Genomic DNA, 19,444 nt, shown 5'->3' with positions numbered 1-19,444 from the left:
ACAGCAACATTTTTAGGATATTTAAATAGGAGAAATTTAGAATTTGGGATTAAACTTTCACAAGGAGCATCTATAAATACATTAATTAAGGAAGTTTTTATGGAAATAGTATATATAGTGTTTTTTGCTATAATTCTTTCATATATAATATTAAATTTAAAAGGTGCAACAGACTTATTTACTATGGGAATGCTCTTTAGAAATATATTATTTTTAGGGGTAATTTCTATAATAATATTAATACCAATGATAATTAAGTTAAAAGGTTTTAAAATTATTGATTTAATAAGAGGGAGATAGATTATGAGTTTAATAGAATTAAAAAATATTAGCAAATATTATGGAAAAGATGAGTCATTAATAAAAGCATTAGACTCAGTTGACTTAAGTATTTCAAGAGGAGATTTAATTTCTATAATGGGACCATCAGGGTCAGGAAAAAGTACACTTTTAAATATTCTAGGTTTTATAGATGTACAAAGTGAAGGGGAATATATTTTAGATGGGAAAAAACTTAAAGAAATGAAGGAAGATGAACTTGCACAAATTAGAAATTCAACTGTAGGTTTTATATTTCAGACATTTAATCTTTTAAATAATCAAGATTTAATATATAATGTCTCATTACCACTACTTTATTCAAAGAATAAAAAGAATGTGAAGATACGGGCAAAGGAAATGCTAAAAAAGCTTCAAATAGAAGAAAAGCATTTTGAAAAAGAAGCTTCAAAATTATCGGGTGGACAAAAATAAAGAGGAGCAATTGCAAGAGCTTTAGTAAATAACCCAGAGATAATACTTGCAGATGAACCAACAGGGGCATTAGATAAAGAAACGGGTGAAGCTATTTTAAAAATATTGTTAGATATAAATAAAGAAGGGAAAACAGTTATAATAGTAACTCATGATATAAATATTGCAAATAAATGCGATAAAATTATTAGAGTTATTGATGGGAAAATAGTTGAGAGCAATGAGAAATGAATAATGAGGAAGAAATTTGCTTAGGTGAGTTTTGAAAAAAGGGATGAATTAGCGTTGCTAATTCATCCCTTTTTAATTCTAAATTCTTAATTATACTGGTATCCTTTTCCAGTATAGTCAGAAACTTCTTTTGTTTCTTGTTTTCCGTCTACTGTTACTGTTTCTTTCTTTAATGACTCACCTTGATTTGAGTAAGTATCAGTTTTTGCTGGTATTCCTACAAATGAGCTTGCAGGTGCATTTTCTATTACTTTAAATTGGTATCCGTGGTCTTTAAAGTATTGAATTACTGATGGAAGTGCTGTTACTGTATCTTTTTTAGCACCAGCATCATGCATTAATAAAATAACTTGGTTTGGATTTGATTGTGCCTTAATATCACTATCCATAATGCTAATTAATTGATTAACATTAAGTACTGCAGTTGTACCAGAATCACCTGTTTCAGCAGTCCAATCTAATGCAGTATCATTTGCTTTATCCAATGCTTCGTTGAATTTGATTAAGTTAGGATCATGATAATATGCTCTTGACATATATCCACCTGGAAGTCTAACTATTCTAGTATCAAAATTTGGTCCTAATACATCAGTAAGAAGAGTTTGAGTTTCTTCTACTTGATTCATGAAGTAAGGTACATCAATTGAGTTGTTAGGATATAATTGGCTGTATACATGAGTAAACGTATGGTCTCCCACTGCATTTCCATCCATTATCTCTTGTCTAACTATTTGTTGAATAGCTGGGTTACTCTTTAAGTGATCTCCAATTACAAAGAATGTAGCATGTACACCTTCATTTTTTAAGATATTAAGTATTTTTGGAGTATTATCAGTACTTGGACCATCATCAAAAGTAAGGAATACTTCTTTTTGATTTCCTTTATAATCTCCAGCTATCATTTGTGCAACTTGATTTGCAGGAACTGCATAGCTTTCAGCCGATTTTAAAAGGTTCTTTCCTGGAGCTATTTCTTGTGGTTTAAACCAGCTTTCATAAGGATTTATATATCCTAATGCTTGATTTTTTGACCAGTGACCTTGATTTTTTTCAAAATCTGTCATCGCTTGAGCTTGAGCTTCTTCAGCTGCTTTTTTTTGTGCTTCTTGTTTAGCTTCAATTTGATGTTCTTTTACATCTTTAGCATGAGCTGTGTAAGCATAGCTACCACCGACAATGGCAACTGCTGCAACAACTACAACAGCAATAATAGATACTAACGTTTTTTTCTTCATAAGTATAATACCTTCCTAAAATAAAATTTTTAAATAATTCCAAAGATGTATTATATTACGTATATTATTTGAAATTATAAATAATATAATACATAACACTATGTATTATATTATAATCTATAACAATGAAAAAATAGGTTACAAAAAAGCAAAAATTGGATTAAATAAAATGAAATAATAAATACATAGAAAATCTAAATAATGAACAAAATTATTATGTGTATTAAATACTTATAAATTTACCAATTTGTATAGCTTTTGCTGTTGAGTGATGACCTATATCAAGAGTCTTAAATAGTGGAATATTATAATTTTCAAGGTACGTTAAAAATATATCAAAAATAGATGGAGAATAGTTTTGCTCAAACATTTCAGTAAAATTGCCTAAAATAATACCTTTTAAATATTTAAAGTCATCAAGTTGCATATATTGATTTAAAAATGTAAGTACCTTAAAGCTATCACCACTATAACTTTCCAGTATAAGAATTTTATCTTTAAGATTTGGCATATAGGATGTTCCAGCTAGCTTTAGAAAACAACGAATATTTCCACCAATAACTATTCCACTAGCATTAGAGTTAGAAAGGGGAGTTATGTCTAGATTGAAAAGACTATGATTTCCATCTATAAAAGTATCTTTAAATAATGAAAGTGAAAGTTTAGATTTATCCTTAACAATATTTAAAATTTGGTAATTATATGTCTGAATATTAGATTTTTTATATAATGCATTTAAGATGACAGTTAAATCACTGTAACCAAAAAATGCAGTAGTATTATTTTTAATTTTCTCATAATCAATATAAGGTAAAACTAAATTACATAAATCACCTCCAGAAATATCAAAGATAGCATCTATTGAAGAATCAATAAAAAATGAAAGTAGTTCTTCTCCAAGAGCTTTGTTATCTCTAGCTAAAACATCGTCATTATTTAAAAATTTGGATTGAATAACTTGTATGTTTAAAGTAGATAATACTTTTAAAAGCTTATTTAAATTTTGTTTATTAATAGGATTAGATAGACCTATTAATGCAATTTTTTTTAATATCATAAAAATTTCCTCCTAAAAAATTAAATTTATATATCTATTATATATAAATGAGAAGAAAAGTAGCAAATTTAGGAGATATGAATAAAAAGATAGTATATATAAATAATTGTACTTAGAGGTGATTTATGAGATATGAATTAGAGAATAAAATAAAGATTGAAAAAATAGGAAATCTTTTAGTAATTGATAAAAGTGAATATTTTTATGTTAAAACAAAAATGTGTATATTAGTCTCAGAAATAAGTGGTGCAATATTATTAGATAATGTATTGGTTTTAGCAGGAACAGGACTGAAAAATCCTAATATAGAAGAAAAGAACTTAGAAAATATGAAAAGGTTACCAAATTCTATTGAAGGAACTTTTGAGGAAATAGAAAAAATTTATGAAGATATATTACTTTTACTACAAAATATTCCTAATATGTGATTAAATATATTAGAGGAATATAATTCCTTTTTAAGAGAGGAAAAGGGTGGGGGAAAATGAGAAAGAGAAAAATAATACTTGGAATTTTAATAGTGGCATCATTAGGAATAATGGTTTCTTGTGGAAGTTCAGAAGTGGATAGTGAAACTAAAAAGAAAACTGAAGAAGTAAAAACTGAAAAAGCAGAGGAAGGTTTTGATGGTTTTGTAGATGGAAAAAGTGGAATAGAGTTAAAGCATCCAAAAGAACTTGTAAAAGAAGAGGGCGAAGTAATAAAATTTTCAGGTATATTAGAAGAATTAGAAAATAAGAAAACTGAAAAAGAAATAGAAGATGAAAAGAAAAATAAGGATAATGAGAGTGAAGAGGTAAAGAGAGAGCCTGTGCCATTAACTTTAGAAATTGAATCATTAGAAAATGAAGAAGGATTATCTTCAAAAGAATATGCAGAACTTAGAAAAGCAAACTTAGGAAAGATTTTATATAAGGTAAATGAAAAAGAGCGTTATGTAATATCGTGGAAAGAAAATGGATTAGTTTATTATGAAAGTGGAATAGTAAATAAAGAAAAGATAGCTAAGTTTAAGTATAGTTTTGCAGAAGATAAGAAGGAAAATTATAATAAAATATTGCAAGTAACATATGATAGCTTTAAGATAAAGTGAAAAATATGAATAAAAAAATAATAAAATAAAAATGATGAACGAAAGTTCATCATTTTTTAATGTGGTGAAATTCGTATAAAAGATGAAGGATTTTATAAGGAGAAGTGATAAAGAAAGAAAAATTAGTAAATGATTAGTATAAGTTATAAATATTTAATAAATAGATAATTAAATAATATATATATTGAAAAAATATATGAAAAACACTAATATAAATAAGGAAAATATTTTTCCGAAAATTGATACGAAGGAAAAGGGAATAAGATGAAATTTTTTAATTCATATACACTGTTTCAAAAGGTGTTTTTTGTATTTTTCATGGTTGCTAGTGTAGTAACATTTTTTATACCAGCATTTTTACCAGGAGGAAGACTTGTAGATGTGCTTACAGTTGGAGGAATAGTAGGTTTAGTAGCGACTTTATCTGGTGTAGTAACATCAATTTACCAAGTAAGAGGAAATTTAATTCTTTATTTTTGGTGGATATTAAATACAGTAGCAATGCTTATAATCTCATTAATGGGATGTCTTTATGGGCAAGCTGTAAAAACTATATTGTTAACATTACCACTACAAATTATAGGGCTTATTTCTTGGAAGAGAAGTTTAGCTAAGGGAACTGGTGATGTAGTAAGAGTTAAAAGATTTAAAAAAGGACAATGGCCAAAAATTATTATTGCATTAGTAATTTGTTGGTATTTATATATGTTATTTATTAAATACTTACCATATGGAGTACATGCTATATTTGGTGGAGAGATAAAGAAAGATCCATCACTTATGATGGATTCAATATCAGGAATATTAACAACATTTGCATTCTATTTAACATCAAGAAGATATATAGAGCAATGGATATTCTGGATATTCTCAAATGTAGGGTTTGTATTATTTGTAGAATCATTCATAAAAGCACCTCACTTCTCAATAGTATACTTATCAGGGTCTATAATGTGGGCACAATATTTAGTTAGTTCATTCTATGGATATTGGAACTGGAAAAAGATTGAGAAAGAGCAAAAGGCTATGATTGAAGCAGAGGCTTTAAGAGCAAATTAAAAAGTTAAGATATAAGTAAAAAAGCTATCATACAAAGCGTATGATAGCTTTTTTTAATGATTTTGATTTCCTAAAAGATTTATAGTTTCTTCAATATGGTCATGTGTTCCAACTAAAATTATTATATCTCCATCTTTTAAAATGGAGTTTCCGTTTGGAATTATCTCTTCATCATTTCTGATGTATGAGAAAATTCTACATGTACTTGGGAAGTTACAATTTTTTAAAGGTCTATCTTCAAATGCTTTATTTGTAAGTAAAACTTCACGAACTATGATATGAGTATCTTTAGTTTCAGGAAGTGTTTCTTCAGATGGCATAAGCTTTTCAAATATAACAGGGAATAATATACAGGATATTATTGTTGTTATTATGAAAGCAGAATAATCTGAAGTATTTATAAATTTAAATTGAAGAGCAAGTTGTGCTGATACTATAACTAAACTTAATTGAGCAGTTAAGATTGTTGAACTTGCTATTGAATTTTTAATTCCAAATTTCTTAGTCATAATAAGTGATGGAATAAGTTTAACTAAGAAGAAGATTATTAAAAGAACTAAAACCTTTAATAAAACCCTAGGGTCTTCAACTATAATTTTTAAATCAACATTTACCCCAACCATAATAAAGAATATAGGTATTAAAAAACCATACCCAATAATATCAAGTTGATGTGAAATTTCTTCTTTTGCTTTTCCAGAAAGAATTGAGAAAATCATTCCTGCTAAAAATGCACCAAGTACAATTTCAGTATTTAGCCTTTCTGCAATTGCAACAAGAACTAATATTAAAAGAAATGCAGCTCTTACAATAATATGAATATTCTTAAAAGATGGAATAGTAAAATCATGTCTTTTCATAAATATTTTAGATACTATATATACAATTAAAGCGAAGACAAATATTAAAACAAATTCAAAGCTTTTAAGTGTAAGCCCATTTTCTGAAACTGAAAAAATAACTGTTGTACCTATAATAGATAAAAACTCACAAAGAATACTAAATGTTAAGATAAGCTGACCTAGCTCACTTGTAATAATATTTTTAGTTTTTAATATAGGAACTACAAGTCCTGGTGATGCTGCCATAAAAATAAAGGCAAATAAAATATATCCTTTATCTATTCCTATAAGTTTTAATCCAAAGAAAGATAAGATTATGGCAACTATAAATGAAAATATAAGAAGTTGTATTGGTAGTTTTAAAACTGAATCTCCATTTTTACATCTTTTTAAATCATTGAAATTAATTTCAAGTCCACTTAAAAACATTAAGTATGCAAGACCTAAGTTAGATAGAAATAATATAGATATATCTGAATGTACAATATTTAAAAATGTTTTTCCAACTAGTATACCAATAATAATTTCTCCAACTTGATATGGAATCTTTAATCGCTTTAGTTTTGAAACCAAAAAAGGTGTAATAAAAGCGATTATTGATATTACAAGCAGAGAACTATAGTCTAATTCATTATGCAAAAAATTTTCCTCCTAAAATTATCTTTTGTTAAAGTCATTATTATTATATATTTATTTAAATTAAAAATATAGAGGGGAATTCTAAATATTAGTATTAAATAAATAATTTATAATTATGAATAATAAATATTTGTAGATAATAATTATTAATATTTTTTAAACAATGAGTTTTTCTATTGAGTATAACCTAAGGTAATAGCCTAGAATAAAAATATAGAACAGAAGAAAAAGGAGAGAAAGAACATGGGAATAAACTTAAAGATAGCTGGTAGATTTTTAAAATCTAGTAAAGCACAAACAACGTTAATTGCACTTGGTATTGCACTAGGTGTAACAGTACAAATATTTTTAGGGTTACTTATTAAGAATCTTAATAATGATCAAATAAATCAAATAGTGGGAAATACATCACAAGTTACAATAGCTAATAAAGATAATAGTAGTAAAGCATTTGAAAATTATGACAGTATAATAAGTATGATAAAGAAAGATTATCCACAAGTATCAGAAATAACAGGAGTTTTAGATACACCAGGAATTATTACAAAAGGTTCAGCTAGTACATCAATATTGGTTAGAGGAATGAACTTTGGACAAGGACAAAATATTTATGGAGTTACAAAAGATTTAGTTAAAGGTAATATGCCAACTAAAGAAAATCAAGTTGTAATAGGAGAAGGTATCGCTAAAAAATATGGATATAATGTTGGTGATAAAATAACTTTCTCAGAACCTAATATGGCAACAAAGACAGTGGTTGTAAGTGGTATTGCAAATTTTGATGTAGCACAACTTAATAACTCATGGATGGTTACAGATTTAAATTATGCACAAAATCTTTTTGGAGAAAAAGGTAAAGTAAACTCAATAGAAATGAAACTTTATAATAAAGATATATTTACAGCAGATACTATAGCAAGTGGAATTCAAGGTAAAATAAATAGTAGTCTTCAAGTTACAAACTGGAAAGAAACAAATCCAAGTTTATTAAATGCATTAAGTGGACAAAGTTCATCAAGCATGACTATTCAAGTATTTATAATAATTTCAGTAGCAATGAGTATAGCAGGAGTACTTGCAGTATCAGTTATGCAAAAATCAAAACAAATTGGTATCTTAAAAGCTATGGGAATTAAAAATAGAGGAGCAGCTGCTATCTTTATTTACCAAGGTGGAATACTTGGAGTAATAGGTTCAATAGTTGGTGGAATACTTGGAGTTGGACTATTTGAGTTATTCTCACATGTAATAAAAACACCATCAGGTGCACCAATTGTAACAGGACAAGTTTATATAGGATATTTAGTAATAAGTATGATAATAGCAATAATTGTAGCAATTCTTGCAGCCGTATTTGCAGCATCTAAATCACTAAAATTAGATCCAATGGAAGTTATAAGAAACAACTAAGGAGGAAAAGGGAATGGAAGTTTTAAATTTAAAAAACATAAATAGAGTTTATGGTAATAAAGTAAAAACACAAGTTTTATTTGATATAAATTTAAGTATAGAAGAAGGAGAATTTGTTTCAATAATAGGTCAAAGTGGTAGTGGGAAATCTACAATGATGAATATTATGGGGACATTAGATACTCCAACATCGGGAGAAGTTCACATAAATGGACAAAGAACTGATAAAATGAGCAAAAATGAACTTGCAAGAGTAAGAAATGAGGAGATAGGATTTATATTTCAGTTCCATTATCTGTTACCAGAGTTCACAGTACTTGAAAATGTATTAATGCCATATAGATTATCAGGAAAAAAAGTAACTAAAGAAGTATTAGATAGAGCGGAGAAGCTTCTTGAGATAGTTAACCTAACAAGTGTAAAAAATAATAAAGCAACTGACCTTTCAGGAGGACAACAGCAAAGAGGCGCTATTGCAAGAGCATTAATAAATAATCCTAAAATAATACTTGGAGATGAGCCAACAGGAAATCTTGATTCTAATACAACAGAAGAAGTATACAACCTTTTAAGAGAAATCAATAAAGAGTTTAACACAACTTTTGTAATAATAACTCATGATAATAGAATTGCAGCAAAAGCAGATAGAGTTATTACGGTAAGTGATGGAAAGATTTTAGAAGATACAAAAAATAATGTAATCAAATCATAAAAGAATAATAAAGGACTAGAGGTTTAATTACCTTTAGTCTTTTTGTTTTGATAGAGAGAAGCAGAAAAAAATATATTTTTGGATGTCTTATTATAAAAAGAGTATAATAAAAATAAAGAAGATAAACTAAGGAGAAAAAGATGAAAGAAGAAAAATATTATAAGCCTAAAGAAATAGCTGAAATGTTAGGAATTACTGTTAGAACATTACAATATTATGATAAAGTAGACCTTTTAAAGCCTAGTTATAAAAATGATAAAGGATACAGATTTTATACTAGTAGAGATATACAGGAACTTAGGAAGATAATTTCATTAAAATTTTTAGGGTTTTCTATAGAGGAAATAAGAAAAGTTCTTGAATCTAACTCAAAAGAAAATATTGAAAGGTTAAAGGAGAAGAAGAGAGTTTTAGAACATGAAATAAAAAGATTGACTATAATAGATGAGTGCTTAGGGGATTTAGATATAATAAAAAATGAAAATGAAATAGATTGGCTTAAAATTGCTGGAAGTATAAAGACGAAGAGGATAGAAAGTCATAAAGTTCAATATGGTGAGAATATAAAAGATAAGGATAAGCATGGTGATTTACATAAAGAGTTAATGAGTATATTAATGGAAATATTAAATAGCAAAGAAAGTACAGAAGAAGAAAAGGTATTAAAGCTTAGAGATCATATGAATAATATGACTAAAAGTGATAATGGATTAGAAGACATATTAGAAAATCTTAAAGATATAAGTGATATACCAGGAAAAATAAGGGGACTTCCAACTAAGGATGCATTAGCTATTGTAGAAAAGATAGAAAAGTATAAATAAAGCTTTAGAAAATCTATATATTTATGTAAAATGAATATATATAGAAAAAGGAAATGGAGTGATATAAATGAAGAAGGTAGAAGAAAGATTTTTAGAGTATATTAAATTTGATACAAAGTCAGATGAAGAAAGTAATACAGTACCAAGTACTAAGGGACAACTAGTATTAGGTGATGCGTTAGTTAAAGAACTTAAAGAGATTGGACTTGTAGATGTAGAACAAGATGAAAATGGATATATTTATGCAACATTAAAAGGAAATGTTGAAGGAGCTAAAAAAGTTGGATTTATAGCTCATATGGATACAGCACCTGATATGAATGGAAAATGTGTTAATCCACAAATTATTAAAAATTATGATGGTAGCATAATAAAATTAAATGAAGAGTTTAGTTTAGATCCAAAACAATCTCCAGAGATGAAGGAATATGTAGGAAAAACTTTAATTACTACAGATGGAACTACTCTTTTAGGAGCAGATGATAAAGCTGGAATATCTGAAATAATGACAGCAATGGAGTATTTAGTAAATCATCCAGAAATAAAGCATGGTGATATTAAAGTTGGATTTACGCCTGATGAAGAAGTTGGAAGAGGTGCAGACCACTTTAATGTAAAAAGATTTGATGCAGATTTTGGTTATACTATAGATGGTGGAAGAATTGGAGAACTTGAATATGAAAACTTTAATGCTGCAGGTGCGAAAGTTACTATAAAAGGAAAGAACGTTCATCCAGGATATGCTAAAGATAAAATGGTAAATTCACAAATGATAGCATATGAATTCTTATCAATGCTTCCATTAAATGAAGTTCCAGAGAAGACAGATAATTATGAAGGATTCTCACATTTAATAAGTATAAAAGGTGAAGTTGAAGAAACAAATATGGCGTTTATTATAAGAGATTTCTTTGAAGAGTCATATGAAAAAAGAAAAGAAGATTTTAAAAAGGCAGCAGAAAAATTAAATGAGAAGTATGAAAATAGAGTAATACTGACTATAACTGACCAATATAGAAATATGAAAGAAATGGTAGAACCAGAAATGCACATTATTGAAACTGCAGAAAAGGCTATGAAAATGGCAGACGTAGTACCTACAATAAAACCAATTAGAGGTGGAACTGATGGTGCTAGACTTTCATTTATGGGATTACCTTGTCCTAATATATTTACTGGTGGAGAAAACTTCCATGGAAGATTTGAATATGTTGTAGTTGAGTCAATGGAAAAGGCAGTAGAAACAATAGTTAATATAGCTAAACTTTATGGTGAAAAATAATAAGTAGTTTAAATTGAAACTTCGTAGAAGATTAGAAATAATTTTCTGCGAAGTTTTTTTATTTTAAGATAAACATAAATATCAATATAGAAGATTAAAATGTAAGTATACAGTAAAAATAAAAGAGTTTATAAGGGGGAAGTTATGAGAAGAAAGTTAAATGCAGCTTTATTAGGGATGATGTTAGTACCATTTACATTTGTAAGTTGTGGAGTAGAAAAGTTTATGTTTAAAGAGAAAGAAGAGGCGAATAATAGAGAGGAAGTAAGGATTGATTTAGTACAAGTTGATACAAATTATTTTCCGGAGATAAAGCTTTATTTTACAGTAGAAGATTCTAAGGATAGAAATATAGTGGAAAGTTTAACTACAGGGGATTTTATATTGAATGAAAAAGTAAATGGAGAATTAGTTGAAAGAGAGATTGATGAGATTAAATTTCTAAATGAAGATGAAAAGATTAGTATTAATATGATAATGGATACAAGTTCAAGTATGGAAAATAATATGGAAGAATGTAAAACTTCAGCTATAGATTTTTTGAATAATCTTAATTTTGATAAGGGAGATAAAGTTAGTATATACACAAAGTGATAAAGTTGGTGGTTCTGGAACTATTCAAGGTAGTCCAATTGGGAAAGAATATAGTATAGAAGAACTGTTAAAAGCTATGATGACAACAAGTGATAATGTGGCAGCTAACATGTTAATAGATCACTTAGGAATGGATAATATAAATAGAAGAATAAAAGCAATTGGTTGTGTTGATACAGAGTTAAATAGAAAAATGATGGATTCAAATGCAATAAATAGTGGGATTGAAAATTATACATCAGTATCTGATTTAGCACTTACTTTAAGTAAAATATATAATGGTCAAGCTGTATCTAAGGAAGTAGATAAAAGAATGATTGCTTTAATGGAGAGAAATACAGTAAAGAAGAAGATTCCTAATAAATTACCAAAAAGTGTAAAGGTTGCACATAAATCAGGAGAATATACAAATATAGAAAATGATGCAGGAATAGTAGTAACTAATAAAGGGGCATATGTTATTTGTGTTACTACTGATAATGGAAGTAAGGAGAATCAAGAAAACTTTATAAGCAATATTTCTAAGAGAGTATATGATAAGTATATGGAATATAAAAAATAAAAAGGGGATTAAAGCAACATGAAATTTTGTAAAAGGTGTGGGAATAAATTAAATGATAATGTAAGATTTTGTGCAAAGTGCGGTCTAGAAAATGAGATTAAAATAGTAAATGAAGTTAAAGAAGAAAAGGAAATTAATATAAATGAAGAAGCTAAATTAAGAGAAGAAGAGAGAGTAAAGGAAGAGTCAAAGAGAAGAAAAGAATCAAGGGCTATGGTAAGCTTAGAAAAACCTAAAGTTAAATTACAAAAAGAAAGAATACAAGATTCAGAAGAAAAACCTAAAAAGATTGAGAATAGAAAGAAAAAATTTAAGGGGAAAATAATAGGAGTAGCTTTAATTTTGATAATAGGAGTTGGTGGTGCAATAGGATATTTTTTATATGATGATATTTTATATAAAAAATACCAAAAAGATATTGAAGCTACTAGTAGTGTAAGTGAAAAATTTATATATTATGATAAAATTGCAAAGCTTGAAAAGTTTGATTTAATAAAAGATGATGTAAGGAAGATATTGAAAAAAGATTCAACGAATATTGGCTATTTAAAGAGAATAGAAAATTTAAAAGATGAGGAAAAAAATAAAATAGCAGTAGAAGTTTTAAAAAGTAGTGCAATAGAGAAATATGATAAGGGTGATTATAGAGAAGCAAAAAAATTATTAGATGAAGCAAGTAAATTTGGATACGATTTAAAAGATAGCTTATATACTAATATAATAATAAAGTTAGATGAAAATGATGATAATGAGCATGATGAAGGTATAATTAGTGAAACTGATAATATGCTTTTTCCAGATAGTGGATTGAGATATTTAAATGAAGATGAACTACGAATTTATTCAAAAGAAGAATTAGCTATAGCTAGATCAGAAATATATGCAAGGCATGGGTACATTTTTAAGCAAGAACCATTTAAAAGCTATTTTAATGAAAAAGATTGGTATACTGAAAATCATTCATTTAAGGGTTCAGATGCTGAGTTAAATGATTGCGAACTACAAAATATTCAACTATTACTTAGATTAGAAAAAGAAAGATAAAAAAAGCAGAATTATACTATAATTTCTAGCATAAAATTATAGTAAAGAAAATGTTAGAGGTAAAATATGATAGATTTAGTTTTGTGGACATCTATAATAGGTGGGACAGTAATTGGTGCAACTGTTGTTGAGTTAAAAATAAAAAAGAATAAAAAAGTAGAAGAAGAAAGAGGAAAGTATGATAAAAGATATAAAAAAATTAATGGTGTAGATTTAAGTAAAGTAAAAGAAATAGTAGATAGAAAAACAAATGAAATATTAAAAGAAGATAAAGTATCATTAAGAGAAAAGGAAAGTGTTAAATCAATTATATATAAAAAAGTGACAGATGAAATATTTAAAGAAATTTAAAAGGAACTGATAAACTCAGTTCCTTTTTTAGATTAATTTTTTTGAACATCTTTAGTTCCAGTTGCATGTGTCGCAGGTGTAGAACTAGAAGATGATTGGCTACTTCCTTTAGAAGGAGTAGGTTGTGGAGCTTGTGTGTTACTAGAACTAGAAGATGAACTAGAACTAGATGAATTACTACTACTTGAACCTGAATTATTACTTTGGCTTTGGTTATTTGAAGTATCAGGTGTCTGAGTAGGTGCACTTGGTGATTGAGTACTATTTGAACTGCTTTGTGTATTGCTTTGAGTACTTGAATTTGAAGTGCTATTAGTGTTGCTATTTTGTTGTTGACTATTTTCATTTCCAGAATTAGAATTTCCAGAATTTTGTGGCGTATTTGAGACAGATGGAGCTGTCGCATCTTGAGTTGATGGTGTAGCTACTTGGGCTGTCTGTGGTGTAGGAGCTGGGGTAGGAGTTGCTCCAATTGGCGAAATCATTGGTCTTGAGATTTCTATATTTAATGAGTGGATTGTTCCTTTAGCAGTTCCATTTAAATAGGCTTCTAATTGTTTTGTAAAAGGACTATCAGGATACTTGCTTGAAAGAGTATTGTAATAATTTGAAGCAGATTGACTATTTCCAGCTTGAAGTGCTTCAATTCCTTCTTTATATAGAAGTTGTGCATAGCCAGTATTTGCTATAGATAGTGCATTCTTAATTCTTTCAGTTAAATATTTATTGTCAGTATGTAAAGAATTTAATACTGATATACATTCAGGATAATTTGAATTATTCATATCTGAAATTGCTTCATTATATTGAGCTGAAATATTTTTAAAATTTTGAATTGCAGTTTCTTGTGTTTGCACAAGCTCGTTATCAGCATATGTTCTAGTATCTAAGTTTGAAAGGTCAGAAATAGCAGTTTGTAATTGACCGTTTTCTAAAGCAGTTTTTGAATTATTAACTGCTGTAACAACCATAGAATCTTGATATATAAAATAATAAGCAATAATACTTACAATTGCTAAGATAACTCCTATAGAAATAACTGTAGGAATTAAAGGAAATTTACGTTTTTTCATATAATACCTCCAATGTAAATTACTAAAATAAAATAAAGCGTTATTTAATATATAATACCATATGAATTTAACGCTAATATTACATTAGGGTTAACTTTAGTATAAGAAATTTTAATTTGATAATAAAAATAAAATAAAAAATGAAAAAACTAGACAAAAAAGTCTAAAATATGTATAATATTAATAAATAGTTAACAAAAGAAAAGGGGATGTTTATATGTGTAGATTATTAAAGATAAAGGTTGATGATTTCAATGCAAAATCATTTATAAGGGATGTATTAAATTATTATAGAAAAGAACTGAACCATAAGGATATATTATGGTGGATAGAAGGAACTGAAGAAGATGATATTTTAAGGTTTAAGCATAATGAATGTTTAGAGGAGCAATTTTTTAAATATATAAGAACTGAAGGAAATAAATTATATATTCCATTCTTAGAGTATAAAAATGTAAAACAAGCTATTAATATAAATGGTGATGTGATAAATATACATTCATTTGATGAAGAAGTAAAAGATGATGTTGGAATTCAAATAGAAAATAGAAATGGACTATATATGATAACAACATTATCAAGAGAAGGTTTTGAAAATATTAGTTATATGAAAAATAGATATAAAATAGCATAGGATATAAGGGGATTGCTTCATAAAAGGAAGCAATCTCTTTTTGATTTTGGATAGAAATATAATTTGAAACTTTTGTGTAAAATAAAGGCTTAAATAAAAATACATATATTTTTGGTATTATGTAAAATAATAATAATGCTTAAAATGATAAGAAAGAAGGTATACAAAATGATAAAAGTAGAAGCTATAGAAGTAAGAGATGAAATGAATAAGGATTTTAGAGTTAATATGGGAGCTATTGAAGATGAAAATGAACTAGTATTAGTAGATTGTGGATTAGTAAATTCTTATGAAATGATAAAAGAAGAGTTAGCTAAAAAAGGAATGAATATAGAAAAGTTAACTAAAGTAATAATAACTCATCAAGACTTAGACCATATGGGAAGTTTAGCTGATATTAAGAAAAATCACCCAAATGTTAAAGTTTTAGCATCAAAGGAAGAAGCTAAGTACATAAGTGGTGAAGAAGAATTTTTAAGAGTTCAAAATGTAAATAAAATAATTGATAAAGTTGATAGTGAAAAGAGAAAAGAGTTAGAAGCATATAAAGCTAGAATTGGTAATGTTAAAACTGTTAAAGTAGATGAAATAGTAAAGAATGGAGATATTATTAATGTAGCAGGTGGATTAGAGATAATAGAAACACCAGGACATATGCCAGGACATATATCTGTTTTAGTAAAAGAAAAGAAAACTTTAATTACAGGTGATGCTTTAGTAGTAGTGGATGGAGAACTTATTCCATCAAATCCTCAATATACTCTTGATATGGAAAAAGCAAAGGAATCAATAAAAAATCTTTTAAATTATGATATAGATACATTAATTTGTGCACATGGTGGTATTTATAATGATAAGGTAAGAGAAAGAATTTTAGCATTTTAAAAAGAAGTCACACTTTTTTCAAAATAGGATACTTATATAATAGTAAAATGTTTTGGAGGAAGGGGAATGAAAGGGAAAAAAATAGATGGGAAAAAGGCTGTAGTTATACAAAAGTGTAATGAGAAGATTGATTTAAAAAAGATAAAAAATAAGGGTATAGATGCAGTAGTTTTAAAAGTTCCATGTAGTATAAAATGGAATAAAAAAAATACTCAAGAGATATGTAATAAGGCTAAAAAGGAAAATCTTTTAGTGGGTATAGTTGTTGAAGTGGATTTAGAAAAATCAGTTAATTTACAAGCAATGTTTATTGGAAACATAATAAAAAAAATAAATCCGGATATTTATCCAGTAATAGAAGTAAATAAAAATGAAGGGATAAATAAGAAGATGTTTTCAGATAAATGTCTTAAACTTTTAGATAGAGTAAAAGAAGGGTTAAATTTTGATTGTATATTAAAATCTGAAATAGAGTTTGCAAATAAAAATTTAGATATAAGACTTAGAAACACTATGCTTTGGGTAGTAGATAAAGAAAAAGAAAAGCCAAGAAATAGTACAGTATGGAGTGACTGGGTTTGTTTTAGTTATTCAGATAAATTCTTTGTGGGAGAGATAAACTTTGAAATAAGTGAAATTAAGGAATGTGTAATATTAAATCCGGTAGGCAGTTGTGATTGTGGATATTGCAATAATCATGAAGCAAAACCAAAAGAAGAGCAGAATAAAAAAGATGAAAAAAGTTCAAATAAAGAAAAACAAGGAACTAATAAAATAGCGAAAAAAGAAAATTCTAAAAAAAATAAAACTGAAGCGAAGAATGAGAGTAACTCAAATTCTAATATAGAGTCTGTAATAAATCCAGTGAGCAAATGCGAAAGTATGAAGGGGTTTATACAAGGAGAAATAGTAGTAAGATTACAAGAAGAATTAAATATTCAATTTAAAGCAGGATTAAAAGTAAATGGGTGTTTTACTCAAGAAACTTTAGATAAATGTATATTAATTATGAGAAATGCACGAGGCCCAATTACTAAAATTGTTCAAGAAAGATTAGAGAAGAATGAGTTTAGTGTAGGACCAAGAGGAATAGATGGTATTCATGGTGAGTATACAATAGCAGCAGTAAAAAGATTTCAAAAAAAATATGGGCTAAAAGTTACTGGAGTAGTAAATAAGAATACTTGGAGAGAATTATTTTTAAAAAGATAGAACAACTTAAAAATATCTTTCATATAGATAAAATAAATAAATTTTATGGAGAAAGATATGATTAGTAGAAGAGTGGTGAAAATACAATTTGTAGTTAAAGAAATATTTATATTTAGTGCAACATGTATAGGAACAGTAAAGGTAGATTCAAATGAGCTTGAAGTAATTGATGAAGAATATTTAAAAGATATTGAAGATTTAGATCAAGTTGAATTTGTTGAGGTAATTACTCCAAATTATGATGAAGAAGATATTCCATTAGAAGAGGATGTTATAGAGAGCGATATAGAAGAAGTGATAAGTATAGCATTAGCTTAAAGGGTTGTTTTATAACAGCCCTTTTTAACATTCAATTATTCATAAAAAAAAGGGGATTGTATAATATTTAATATAAAAAGAGAGTTAATGAAACTTTATATTGGGTTTTTTATATTGATTCTTTTTTAGAAATAAGCTTTGAAGTAGGATAGTATATAGTAATTCCTTATATAATAATTGCAAAAACTCAAATTTGTTTAAAGTTTAAAGAGAAAATCTTAATTAAAAAGTAACAGAATAATTAAAAATAATATGCTAATATTAATAATATTGGCATAATTTTTTGCTATAAAACAAAAGAAAAGGGGAGTAAAAAATGAGTTGGAATCTACACTTATTTTACTTGATTAATGGACTGGCGTATAAAAGTGCAGTATTAGATTGGATTATGATATTCTTTACTAAAGTTGTTCCCATTATATATGCATTAATATTACTTGCTGTATTTATAATAGGAATGAGAAAAAGAGATAGGAATATAAGAAAAGTTGCAATAAGTACTGGAGTATTTACAGTAATAAACTTACTTGTGAGCTCTATTATAGGAAAGATTTGGTTTGAGCCAAGACCTTTCGTAACGCATCAAGTAAATCTTTTAGTGCCACATAAGGCAGATGCATCTTTCCCAAGTGACCATGTTATAGGAACATTTAGTATAGCATTAGGACTTGGATGGTTTAGTAAAGTTTTAAGAGTAATAATGATAATAGGAACAGTATTTGTAGCATTTTCAAGAGTATTTGTTGGAAATCACTATCCAGGAGATGTTATAGGTGCATACATAGTTGTTATAATTATGAGTATCATTTATAAAAAACTTTTAAGAAAACCTATTGAAAGATTATATTTAAAGGTTGATAAAAAAATATTTGGATAGAATATAAAGATGATTTATTAAAAATAGATAAATCATCTTTTTTTGTTAAAATATTAAAAAAATGAGATGAAAAAATATGGATATTTAATTTAAATTCTAAAAAAGTTGAGAAATAAGGTAGGCTTTAAAAGTATAAAGATATATAATAAGAAGATATGAGTAAAAAAATAAGTATTTTAACATAAGAATAATAGAAAAATAGAAGGTGATTAAATGACTAAAACAAAAGGCTTTCTACCTATAAGTAGAGAGGATATGGAAGAGCGTGGCTGGGAGCAATGTGATTTCATTATAGTAACAGGAGATGCATACATAGACCATCATAGTTTTGGAACAGCTATTATATCAAGAGTATTAGAAGATGCAGGATATAAAGTTGGGATAATTCCACAACCTGATTGGCATAGTTTAGATGACTTTAAGAAACTTGGAAGACCAAGACTTGGATTCTTAGTTAATGGTGGAAACATGGACCCTATGGTAAACCACTATACAGTGAGTAAAAGATTAAGAGATAAAGATCTTTATTCACCAGGTGGGAAAATGGGGCTTAGACCAGATAGAGCAACAATAGTTTATTGTAATAAATTAAGAGAAGCATTTAAAAATATAAATATTGTAATTGGTGGAATTGAAGCAAGTCTTAGAAGAATGGCACATTATGATTATTGGAGCAATTCAGTAAGAAATTCAATTCTTATAGATTCAGGAGCAGATTTACTTGTTTATGGAATGAGTGAAAAGCAAATAGTAGAAG

Annotated in this window: 22 protein-coding genes and 1 pseudogene; 19 read left to right on the top strand and 4 right to left on the bottom strand. The window is 27.3% G+C overall.

What is annotated here, in order from left to right; genetic code table 11:
- A partial coding sequence (locus ACRDDY_RS08280) for a hypothetical protein (RefSeq protein ID WP_438564481.1) occupies positions 1–300 on the top strand: 300 nt, incomplete at its 5' end.
- A 3-nt stretch (positions 301–303) separates the two neighbouring features.
- Positions 304–753 carry an ABC transporter ATP-binding protein gene (locus ACRDDY_RS08275; RefSeq protein WP_438564480.1) on the top strand — a complete coding sequence of 150 codons (450 nt, stop codon included), beginning with the start codon at positions 304–306 and terminating at the stop codon, positions 751–753.
- A gap of 317 nt (positions 754–1,070) precedes the next feature.
- On the opposite strand, the gene ACRDDY_RS08270 is transcribed toward ACRDDY_RS08275, so the two are convergent.
- On the bottom strand, positions 1,071–2,219 hold the full coding sequence (locus ACRDDY_RS08270) for a polysaccharide deacetylase family protein (RefSeq protein ID WP_438564479.1): 1,149 nt from the start codon (positions 2,217–2,219) through the stop codon (positions 1,071–1,073).
- A gap of 223 nt (positions 2,220–2,442) precedes the next feature.
- Entirely contained in the window at positions 2,443–3,276 is an 834-nt protein-coding gene (locus ACRDDY_RS08265; RefSeq protein ID WP_438564478.1) for an LD-carboxypeptidase, read from the bottom strand.
- Positions 3,277–3,401: 125 nt separating this feature from the next.
- Between ACRDDY_RS08265 and ACRDDY_RS08260 the strand changes: the two genes are divergently transcribed.
- The 3 genes from ACRDDY_RS08260 to pnuC all read left to right on the top strand — a co-directional run bounded on the left by ACRDDY_RS08260 (position 3,402) and on the right by pnuC (position 5,428).
- Complete coding sequence (locus tag ACRDDY_RS08260; protein ID WP_438564477.1) at positions 3,402–3,704, top strand: hypothetical protein; 303 nt, start codon at positions 3,402–3,404, stop codon at positions 3,702–3,704.
- Positions 3,705–3,760: 56 nt separating this feature from the next.
- Entirely contained in the window at positions 3,761–4,369 is a 609-nt protein-coding gene (locus tag ACRDDY_RS08255; RefSeq protein WP_438564476.1) for a hypothetical protein, read from the top strand.
- A 264-nt stretch (positions 4,370–4,633) separates the two neighbouring features.
- Entirely contained in the window at positions 4,634–5,428 is a 795-nt protein-coding gene (pnuC, locus tag ACRDDY_RS08250; protein ID WP_438564475.1) for a nicotinamide riboside transporter PnuC, read from the top strand.
- A gap of 53 nt (positions 5,429–5,481) precedes the next feature.
- Here the strand turns inward: pnuC and ACRDDY_RS08245 are convergent, their stop codons facing one another.
- Positions 5,482–6,909, bottom strand: coding sequence for a cation:proton antiporter (locus tag ACRDDY_RS08245; RefSeq protein WP_438564474.1), 1,428 nt, complete (start codon positions 6,907–6,909; stop codon positions 5,482–5,484).
- Positions 6,910–7,152: 243 nt separating this feature from the next.
- Between ACRDDY_RS08245 and ACRDDY_RS08240 the strand changes: the two genes are divergently transcribed.
- From ACRDDY_RS08240 to ACRDDY_RS08205, 8 genes are all read left to right on the top strand, one after another.
- On the top strand, positions 7,153–8,319 hold the full coding sequence (locus ACRDDY_RS08240) for an ABC transporter permease (protein ID WP_438564473.1): 1,167 nt from the start codon (positions 7,153–7,155) through the stop codon (positions 8,317–8,319).
- 13 nt (positions 8,320–8,332) lie between these two features.
- Positions 8,333–9,031, top strand: a complete 699-nt coding sequence (locus ACRDDY_RS08235; RefSeq protein WP_438564472.1) for an ABC transporter ATP-binding protein — start codon at positions 8,333–8,335, stop codon at positions 9,029–9,031.
- Positions 9,032–9,171: 140 nt separating this feature from the next.
- A complete protein-coding gene (locus tag ACRDDY_RS08230; RefSeq protein WP_438564471.1) occupies positions 9,172–9,855 on the top strand; it encodes a MerR family transcriptional regulator in 684 nt (227 codons plus the stop codon).
- A 67-nt stretch (positions 9,856–9,922) separates the two neighbouring features.
- Positions 9,923–11,137 carry a peptidase T gene (gene pepT / locus ACRDDY_RS08225; protein ID WP_438564470.1) on the top strand — a complete coding sequence of 405 codons (1,215 nt, stop codon included), beginning with the start codon at positions 9,923–9,925 and terminating at the stop codon, positions 11,135–11,137.
- A 144-nt stretch (positions 11,138–11,281) separates the two neighbouring features.
- Positions 11,282–11,731, top strand: a complete 450-nt coding sequence (locus ACRDDY_RS08220; protein ID WP_438564469.1) for a hypothetical protein — start codon at positions 11,282–11,284, stop codon at positions 11,729–11,731.
- A complete protein-coding gene (locus tag ACRDDY_RS08215; RefSeq protein ID WP_438564468.1) occupies positions 11,694–12,293 on the top strand; it encodes a serine hydrolase in 600 nt (199 codons plus the stop codon). The genes ACRDDY_RS08220 and ACRDDY_RS08215 overlap by 38 nt, the downstream gene beginning before the upstream one ends.
- An 18-nt stretch (positions 12,294–12,311) precedes the next feature.
- Complete coding sequence (locus tag ACRDDY_RS08210; protein WP_438564467.1) at positions 12,312–13,337, top strand: YARHG domain-containing protein; 1,026 nt, start codon at positions 12,312–12,314, stop codon at positions 13,335–13,337.
- Between the two features lie 66 nt (positions 13,338–13,403).
- The gene (locus ACRDDY_RS08205) at positions 13,404–13,688 is read left to right on the top strand and encodes a hypothetical protein (protein WP_438564466.1); all 285 of its coding nucleotides are present in this window, start codon (positions 13,404–13,406) and stop codon (positions 13,686–13,688) included.
- Between the two features lie 32 nt (positions 13,689–13,720).
- Here the strand turns inward: ACRDDY_RS08205 and ACRDDY_RS08200 are convergent, their stop codons facing one another.
- A complete protein-coding gene (locus tag ACRDDY_RS08200) occupies positions 13,721–14,761 on the bottom strand; it encodes a hypothetical protein (RefSeq protein WP_438564465.1) in 1,041 nt (346 codons plus the stop codon).
- Between the two features lie 217 nt (positions 14,762–14,978).
- On the opposite strand from ACRDDY_RS08200, the gene ACRDDY_RS08195 reads away from it, so the two are divergent.
- From ACRDDY_RS08195 to ACRDDY_RS08170, 6 genes and pseudogenes are all read left to right on the top strand, one after another.
- The gene (locus ACRDDY_RS08195; protein ID WP_438564464.1) at positions 14,979–15,395 is read left to right on the top strand and encodes a hypothetical protein; all 417 of its coding nucleotides are present in this window, start codon (positions 14,979–14,981) and stop codon (positions 15,393–15,395) included.
- Positions 15,396–15,563: 168 nt separating this feature from the next.
- Positions 15,564–16,280 (top strand): MBL fold metallo-hydrolase, encoded by a 717-nt coding sequence (locus tag ACRDDY_RS08190; RefSeq protein WP_438564463.1) that lies wholly within the window; start codon positions 15,564–15,566, stop codon positions 16,278–16,280.
- Between the two features lie 66 nt (positions 16,281–16,346).
- On the top strand, positions 16,347–17,492 hold the full coding sequence (locus ACRDDY_RS08185; protein WP_438564462.1) for a peptidoglycan-binding protein: 1,146 nt from the start codon (positions 16,347–16,349) through the stop codon (positions 17,490–17,492).
- 57 nt (positions 17,493–17,549) lie between these two features.
- On the top strand, positions 17,550–17,810 hold the full coding sequence (locus ACRDDY_RS08180) for a hypothetical protein (protein WP_438564461.1): 261 nt from the start codon (positions 17,550–17,552) through the stop codon (positions 17,808–17,810).
- A 316-nt stretch (positions 17,811–18,126) separates the two neighbouring features.
- Positions 18,127–18,687, top strand: coding sequence for an undecaprenyl-diphosphatase (locus ACRDDY_RS08175; RefSeq protein ID WP_438564460.1), 561 nt, complete (start codon positions 18,127–18,129; stop codon positions 18,685–18,687).
- A 213-nt stretch (positions 18,688–18,900) separates the two neighbouring features.
- Positions 18,901–19,444, top strand: a pseudogene (locus ACRDDY_RS08170) (YgiQ family radical SAM protein); the annotation flags it as partial.

Origin of the sequence: Clostridium sp. (assembly GCF_051656525.1) — a bacterium.
Lineage (GTDB): Bacteria > Bacillota > Clostridia > Clostridiales > Clostridiaceae > Clostridium.
Note: the sequence above shows the minus strand (reverse complement) of the source record. Positions and strands in the feature narration are given on the sequence as shown.

What these genes read in the sequence shown, in the direction of transcription:
- ACRDDY_RS08275 (WP_438564480.1), top strand. Translation starts at nt 304, where the DNA reads ATGAGTTTAATAGAATTAAAAAATATTAGCAAATATTATGGAAAAGAT.
- ACRDDY_RS08270 (WP_438564479.1), bottom strand. Translation starts at nt 2,219, where the DNA reads ATGAAGAAAAAAACGTTAGTATCTATTATTGCTGTTGTAGTTGTTGCA.
- ACRDDY_RS08265 (WP_438564478.1), bottom strand. Translation starts at nt 3,276, where the DNA reads ATGATATTAAAAAAAATTGCATTAATAGGTCTATCTAATCCTATTAAT.
- ACRDDY_RS08260 (WP_438564477.1), top strand. Translation starts at nt 3,402, where the DNA reads ATGAGATATGAATTAGAGAATAAAATAAAGATTGAAAAAATAGGAAAT.
- ACRDDY_RS08255 (WP_438564476.1), top strand. Translation starts at nt 3,761, where the DNA reads ATGAGAAAGAGAAAAATAATACTTGGAATTTTAATAGTGGCATCATTA.
- pnuC (WP_438564475.1), top strand. Translation starts at nt 4,634, where the DNA reads ATGAAATTTTTTAATTCATATACACTGTTTCAAAAGGTGTTTTTTGTA.
- ACRDDY_RS08240 (WP_438564473.1), top strand. Translation starts at nt 7,153, where the DNA reads ATGGGAATAAACTTAAAGATAGCTGGTAGATTTTTAAAATCTAGTAAA.
- ACRDDY_RS08235 (WP_438564472.1), top strand. Translation starts at nt 8,333, where the DNA reads ATGGAAGTTTTAAATTTAAAAAACATAAATAGAGTTTATGGTAATAAA.
- ACRDDY_RS08230 (WP_438564471.1), top strand. Translation starts at nt 9,172, where the DNA reads ATGAAAGAAGAAAAATATTATAAGCCTAAAGAAATAGCTGAAATGTTA.
- pepT (WP_438564470.1), top strand. Translation starts at nt 9,923, where the DNA reads ATGAAGAAGGTAGAAGAAAGATTTTTAGAGTATATTAAATTTGATACA.
- ACRDDY_RS08220 (WP_438564469.1), top strand. Translation starts at nt 11,282, where the DNA reads ATGAGAAGAAAGTTAAATGCAGCTTTATTAGGGATGATGTTAGTACCA.
- ACRDDY_RS08210 (WP_438564467.1), top strand. Translation starts at nt 12,312, where the DNA reads ATGAAATTTTGTAAAAGGTGTGGGAATAAATTAAATGATAATGTAAGA.
- ACRDDY_RS08205 (WP_438564466.1), top strand. Translation starts at nt 13,404, where the DNA reads ATGATAGATTTAGTTTTGTGGACATCTATAATAGGTGGGACAGTAATT.
- ACRDDY_RS08200 (WP_438564465.1), bottom strand. Translation starts at nt 14,761, where the DNA reads ATGAAAAAACGTAAATTTCCTTTAATTCCTACAGTTATTTCTATAGGA.
- ACRDDY_RS08195 (WP_438564464.1), top strand. Translation starts at nt 14,979, where the DNA reads ATGTGTAGATTATTAAAGATAAAGGTTGATGATTTCAATGCAAAATCA.
- ACRDDY_RS08190 (WP_438564463.1), top strand. Translation starts at nt 15,564, where the DNA reads ATGATAAAAGTAGAAGCTATAGAAGTAAGAGATGAAATGAATAAGGAT.
- ACRDDY_RS08185 (WP_438564462.1), top strand. Translation starts at nt 16,347, where the DNA reads ATGAAAGGGAAAAAAATAGATGGGAAAAAGGCTGTAGTTATACAAAAG.
- ACRDDY_RS08180 (WP_438564461.1), top strand. Translation starts at nt 17,550, where the DNA reads ATGATTAGTAGAAGAGTGGTGAAAATACAATTTGTAGTTAAAGAAATA.
- ACRDDY_RS08175 (WP_438564460.1), top strand. Translation starts at nt 18,127, where the DNA reads ATGAGTTGGAATCTACACTTATTTTACTTGATTAATGGACTGGCGTAT.